Raw genomic sequence first — 5,442 nt, 5'->3', positions numbered from 1 at the left:
CGTGACCGGCCTGACCGGCGGCAGGTCGACGTGGTCGTAGGCGAAGACGCGCGGCTGGTCGGCCGGCGAGAGCGCAGCACCGCAGACGCAGGCAGGGGCGTAGATCTCACGCGTCGCGTCCGGGGTGGGGCACAGCGCGCGTGCCACGCCCGGCCGGCCTTTGCGGCCCTTGCTCCCTCGCGACGCGTCGGGAGCATTGGCCTTTCGGCCCGTCGATGGCGGCAGCGAGGAGTTCGTCGGCGTCTTGGGCGGCCGCCCGGCACGCGCCTCGAGCTCGGCAATCCGCGCGAGCAAATTCTTGTTCTGCGCAAGCAGTTCGGCGTTCTGCGCCAGCAACTGCAGCACCAGTTGCTTCAAGCCATCCCGGTCGAGCGAATCGAGTGTCTCCGGCGCCATGGATGCTGAGCTGCCGTCGTTGACGGCGGGGAAACGATAATTAATCAACAGGCCCCTACTCTACCGCACCAGATATTCGTTCGACCAAGCTCGGACCGGATCGGTTTTTCTTTAGGTAAACTCTAGCTGGCACACCGACAGCGGCAGCGTCAGCCGGTACATTTCTAAGAACAACCGCGTTTGCCCCTATCTCAGCACGATCACCGATACTTACCGGACCTAATATTTTCGCGCCGGCATAAATGCTAACACCATCTCCGATGATCGCCGCACGGGGATCGTTGCCGCGTATCCGGCCAATAGTCACGCCTTGATAGATGTCGACATCAACGCCGATGATCGTATTATTGGCAATTACGATCCCAATCGGATGAGGCAGATATAGACCAGGGCCTATTTTCGCGGTGGCGCTGATCTGTGCGCCACTCCACACAGTGGTCGCGAGAGCAATAATCCGTTGAAACCACGGCCCAATTACCGCCCAGCGCTGAACGCGGGAGTAAATGCGGTAGGAGAGGCATACCTGAAAGCCTAGGCTGAGCAGCAGACTCGACAGGAAGATTTGCGCTCCGCTTCGCCCGCCACCATAGCGGGCAAGATCGCCCCGGACCTCTCTGAACAATTCGTTCATTCAATTCCTCTACTTTTGGTGTCCAAGCGCACGCAACACCAGCGCGCGAGTTCCGGCCAGATCAAGGGCGATCGCAACAAGGGCATAAACTGCGACGCCGACCGTTGCTCCGCCGAAGAGGCCGACGAAACCAGGCCAAGCACGAAATGGCCAGACAGCCGCCACCATTACTGCCGTACCTGCCAGGGCACGAGCAAACTCTAAGAATGGCAGCGGCAACACAAACTCCCTTCGCCCACGCAAACCTACCACAAGACCGTAGACAGACCAAATCGAAATCATTGTTCCAATGGCGCCAATCATTCCGAAGAGCGTTACCCCTATATGGAATATCACCAACCCAACCACAGTGATCGCCAGCATCGGCTTAATCATTCGGTGTGAGGTTTTTGCTAAATAGAAAGAATGCGCAAGGTAAAATGAAACTGCGCCTTTTGGCAGCGCAATCAAAACAAACCACGGCAGGATTGAAAGCACTGGCGCTCGAAAAGCCTCGCCGACCAATACCTGCGTCAACTGCGGCGCGAGCAAGACCATTCCCACGCTGGCGGGAATAGTAAGACCGAAAAGTATGGCAGCGTTGCGGGAAAGACTCCGTCGCGCCGCCTCATCGCCTTCACTTTCAAGCGCTTTTACCACCATCGGCAGCGAAGCGGTATTCAGCGTTAGCATCAAGAATACGATAAGTTTTTGAACTATATCATTTGCAATAGTATAAACACTGAGCGCCTCGGAGCCAAGAATAGTGATCAGCGAGGTGCGTGTGCCCAAGTTTATTATCATTTCGAGCACCTGCATCGCGGCCATCGGCAGGCCAATGACGAGGAGCGCCTTCATTAGCGCGAAATCCGGTGTCAGGAGTGAGCCAACAGAAAAGTGGCAAAGGCGTCGCAGAAGCAGCAGAATTGATAGTCCGTAGCCCACCAACTGACCAAGTAGCACACCCTCCACCCCAAGGCCGAAAGCGACCAGCGTCCAACCAGCAAAAAGGCTTCCGAAGGATTTGACAAGGGAAAGGCTGAGGAAATCCGCCTCGCGCCGACGGTTGTTCGCGTCGACGAGCTGAAGATTGAAAATGCCCTCACCCACCATTACTGCGCCGACAACAAACCAGAGTGAGCCAATGGCCCACGCACGTGGCAGGAGTTCCTCTCCAAAACGAAGCGCACAAACAATCGCAAGGCATAGAAAAGCAGAAATAATGCTTAATATAATAACGTTTTTAACATAGCGTGGTCCATATTCAGTGGAGAAATAGCGCGTGTAACCAAAGCGGAGCCACGTGAAGAGCATCGCGTCAGCAAGGAGCACCAGCGTTATCACTAGTGAGTAAGTTCCGTACTCCTGCGGCGTAAGAATTCGGGTAAACACAACCAAAGCCGCGAGATTCAGCATCGCCTTGATCAGCATCGAGATCGACATCAACGCGCCGCGCTTCATCGGCAGGCCTCACCGTTGCCGTTCAGCGCTTCAGCCAGCGAGTGTGGTTATGCCAGCCGGACACAAGGTAAAGCTGCATTATTCCATAATTGCATTTATCGTCGCTATTCACTAGCGGCAGCATGCGATCGAGAAAGCGCGCTATGGCGCAGCGATCCCATAGTGTGCATTCATAAATTTCTTCCTCAACATGGGCCCAATTTTGAGCGAGGAAATTGCGGCGGGAGAAGTTAAAGATCCTCTTACCAACTCTCTCGGCGTTGTAACCGAGTTCGTCGTACAGCATGCGGCGAAGTGGCAATTTGTTACGGCCCGTCGATACATCAAAACGTTCAGACTCCGGCAATGAAAGACAATAATTAATAAGACTATTGTCTTGATATGGTAACATCAAATGTAGATTGAAAGCGGCAGCAATTGTTTCTCGCGCCCTAATCGTATGCGCGTTATCATAATAAACGGAGCGGAAATGGTGGAAGAACTCGTAATAGCTTTTTGCCAAAGAAGCGGTTCGACCAAGGCTGTTCCAGTAAGGCAGTGTCCTGAGTGAACCCTGGAAAAAGCCACTCGTCTCCTCAAAGCGTAGCGCGAAACGATCGAGCACGACTTGGTCGGCGCGCGAGCGGAAGAGTTTCGCGAGCCGGTGGTGGTAAGAAAATACCCGGTTCAACGGCGCCAGTCCGTCGAACCGACCGAACGATAGGAGATCGGCTAACCATTTCCGTTTTGGTGGAATAATACCCATGTAGGCATCGTTACCAGTACCATCAATGAGCGCGGCTCCGGGGGGGAGCCCCACCGTTCGAATCGAATGTACGTAGCCGGGCGTTATCGGATCCATTGACGGTGAGGGAGACGCTTCGAAAAACGCTTGCATAGAAGTGCGAACTTCGGCACGATCCTTGCATTCATATACGATCCGATGGCGTAGGCCGAAACGGGCAGCGGTCGCAGCCGCAAACTCTCCCTCTCCGTGCGCTCCTTCTTGATAAGTGACGCATTCTACCCTGCGGTTGTAACCAGCCGCGTCTAGCGCCAGGGCGAGGGCGGTCGAGTCCTTTCCGGATGAAAGCATCAACAGGCCCCGGCCATCGACGAAGCGCCCTACGACGGCGGCAACCAATAAATCGCGTAGACGCTTCGGGTTGGCGCTCTCAATCACATCGGGTGCCGGCGGCAGGCGAAGCGGAATTGGCCTACGAACGACGACGCGGAGGCTCCCGTCGGTGTCGATCTCAGCCTCATCACCCTGCCCGAGCGCCGTCATACCCTCGTAGAGCGCGAGAGGGTACGGAATAACTGAATGATGCAGCAAATGAGACAAAGCAAGTGGACTCAGGGCGGGATGGACTCCGCGCTCTGCGAGCGCAGCGAGCAACTTCGCCAAATCGTCACTCGCGATTATCGTACCGTTGTGGCTCACACAATACACGTTGGACGTATTCCACGGACAAACAACACTATCGCCCGGCTTATAGAGTTGAACCATTAAAAATGTACTCCAGCATTTAATTCAAAGGCGCCCTTATCTATCCGGAAGATAGAGGGCATCTCGAATGTTTGGCTAGGGTCGGGACTCAATCGAACCACCAGGCGACGGTGGCGGCGAGGATTGCGCCAGTGAGGGTAACTGCTCACCCCCTTCGGGGGTTTTATCAGGCGGGAGCGGCGACTGACGCGGTGGCGAGCGGTGGCGAGGGCTGCGCGGAGGCTTGCGAGCGGGCTTTGGCCGTGGATGCGGCCGGTTGCGACGACGGAGCAGATGTCGGCGTAGACTTTGGCGCCCCAGGCGGAGCGGAACCCGTTGGTCACCTTCCGGAAGATCACCGAGGGTCGCAGCGCTCTTTCGCTGACGTTGTTGGTCGGCTCGATGTCGCGGCGCGTGAGGAACACGAGCAGCTTGTCGCGGCCGTCGACCACCATGCTGGCTCTGAGATGATTGGCGTCGATCTGGGTGGGTTCGAGGGCGAGCAGTCTGTCGCGCTCGCGGGCCAGGTTGAAATGGACCCCGAGCCGAGGACCACTGGCGTGGCGTTCTTAGTTGGAAGCTCGTCCGCTCCGATCCTCTGATATCATGCTGCCGGTCGATCTGTCTGCGGCTTTTGTGGCTGAAGGCCCCCGAGGTGAGCTGACACCCTTGGTCCGTGTTGAAAATATCCGGCTTGCCGAACCGCGACATCGCCTCTTCGAGCGCGGCCAGGCAGAACGAGGGATCCAGCGTATTCGACAGCCGCCACGTCAGCACGGCCCGGCTCGCTCGATCGACAGGTCATGCAGCAGATACGGGAACACCTTGTGGCTCGGTGCCGGCTTCGAGGTATTCGGCTTCGGCCCCAGCGCGGCGATCCCCATCAGCCGCATCAGGCGCTGCACGCGCTTGCGGTTGATCGGCCATCCCTCGGCCCGAAGCGTCGCCGTCAGCCGGCGCGAGCCCGTAGAACGGCCACGCCTTGAACAGCTCGTCGATCCGCCGCGTCAGGGCGAGATCGTTGTCGTTGGCCGGCCGCTCGGGCCGATAGACGCTCGACCGCGCCACCCCGAGCAGGGCGCATTGCCCCGGATCGACAGCGTCGCGTCGCCGCAAATCGAGCATCTCTCGCCGGTCCGCCGCGCTCATCTGCCGGACCTCCTGACTAAAAAATCCCGCTCCACCGTCAACTGGCCGATCTTCGCGTAGAGGTCGTCGACCGTCTTCTGCGCGACCTTCTCGGCGTCCACACCCACGCTCGGGTCGAACGCCCGTGCCGCGTTGTCGAGAAGCTGCTTCTTCCAGGCGTAAATCTGGTTGGGGTGAACTTCGTAGCGCTGGGCCAGGTCGGCCACCGTCGCCTGTTCCGGGGTCCACTTCAATGAGCGAGGCAATACTGATGCGTATCTGCGTGACGGCACTGCGCGGCGAGGCGGTCGGAGAGCCACACCTTCGGCCGCGCTTCGCCCAGGAACTCGGCCGGCACTGCCTTGCCTCGCGTCGGCGC

At 57.9% G+C, this 5,442-nt stretch carries 6 protein-coding genes and 2 pseudogenes; all 8 read right to left on the bottom strand.

Annotated elements, in window-relative coordinates; translation table 11 throughout:
- Positions 1-444 (bottom strand): annotated as a pseudogene (locus ABTU92_RS24430) (hypothetical protein); the annotation flags it as partial.
- Positions 445-451: 7 nt separating this feature from the next.
- Positions 452-1,027 (bottom strand): serine O-acetyltransferase, encoded by a 576-nt coding sequence (locus tag ABTU92_RS24425; protein WP_408094215.1) that lies wholly within the window; start codon positions 1,025-1,027, stop codon positions 452-454.
- A gap of 9 nt (positions 1,028-1,036) precedes the next feature.
- A complete protein-coding gene (locus ABTU92_RS24420) occupies positions 1,037-2,467 on the bottom strand; it encodes a lipopolysaccharide biosynthesis protein (protein WP_408094214.1) in 1,431 nt (476 codons plus the stop codon).
- Positions 2,468-2,489: 22 nt separating this feature from the next.
- Positions 2,490-3,956 carry an asparagine synthase-related protein gene (locus tag ABTU92_RS24415; protein ID WP_408094213.1) on the bottom strand — a complete coding sequence of 489 codons (1,467 nt, stop codon included), beginning with the start codon at positions 3,954-3,956 and terminating at the stop codon, positions 2,490-2,492.
- Complete coding sequence (locus ABTU92_RS24410; protein WP_408094212.1) at positions 3,956-4,390, bottom strand: transposase; 435 nt, start codon at positions 4,388-4,390, stop codon at positions 3,956-3,958. The genes ABTU92_RS24415 and ABTU92_RS24410 overlap by 1 nt, the downstream gene beginning before the upstream one ends.
- 244 nt (positions 4,391-4,634) lie before the next feature.
- Positions 4,635-4,712: pseudogene (locus tag ABTU92_RS24405) on the bottom strand (hypothetical protein); the annotation flags it as partial.
- Positions 4,706-4,888: an IS3 family transposase gene (locus tag ABTU92_RS24400; RefSeq protein ID WP_408094216.1), complete on the bottom strand. Its 183-nt coding sequence runs from the start codon at positions 4,886-4,888 to the stop codon at positions 4,706-4,708. The gene ABTU92_RS24400 and the pseudogene ABTU92_RS24405, both read right to left, overlap by 7 nt.
- 192 nt (positions 4,889-5,080) lie before the next feature.
- Complete coding sequence (locus tag ABTU92_RS24395) at positions 5,081-5,290, bottom strand: transposase (RefSeq protein ID WP_408094211.1); 210 nt, start codon at positions 5,288-5,290, stop codon at positions 5,081-5,083.
- Between the last annotated feature and the right edge of the window lie 152 nt (positions 5,291-5,442).

The sequence above is a fragment of the Rhodoplanes sp. SY1 genome (assembly GCF_046000175.1).
In the GTDB taxonomy this organism is placed as follows: domain Bacteria; phylum Pseudomonadota; class Alphaproteobacteria; order Rhizobiales; family Xanthobacteraceae; genus Rhodoplanes.
Note: the sequence above shows the minus strand (reverse complement) of the source record. Positions and strands in the feature narration are given on the sequence as shown.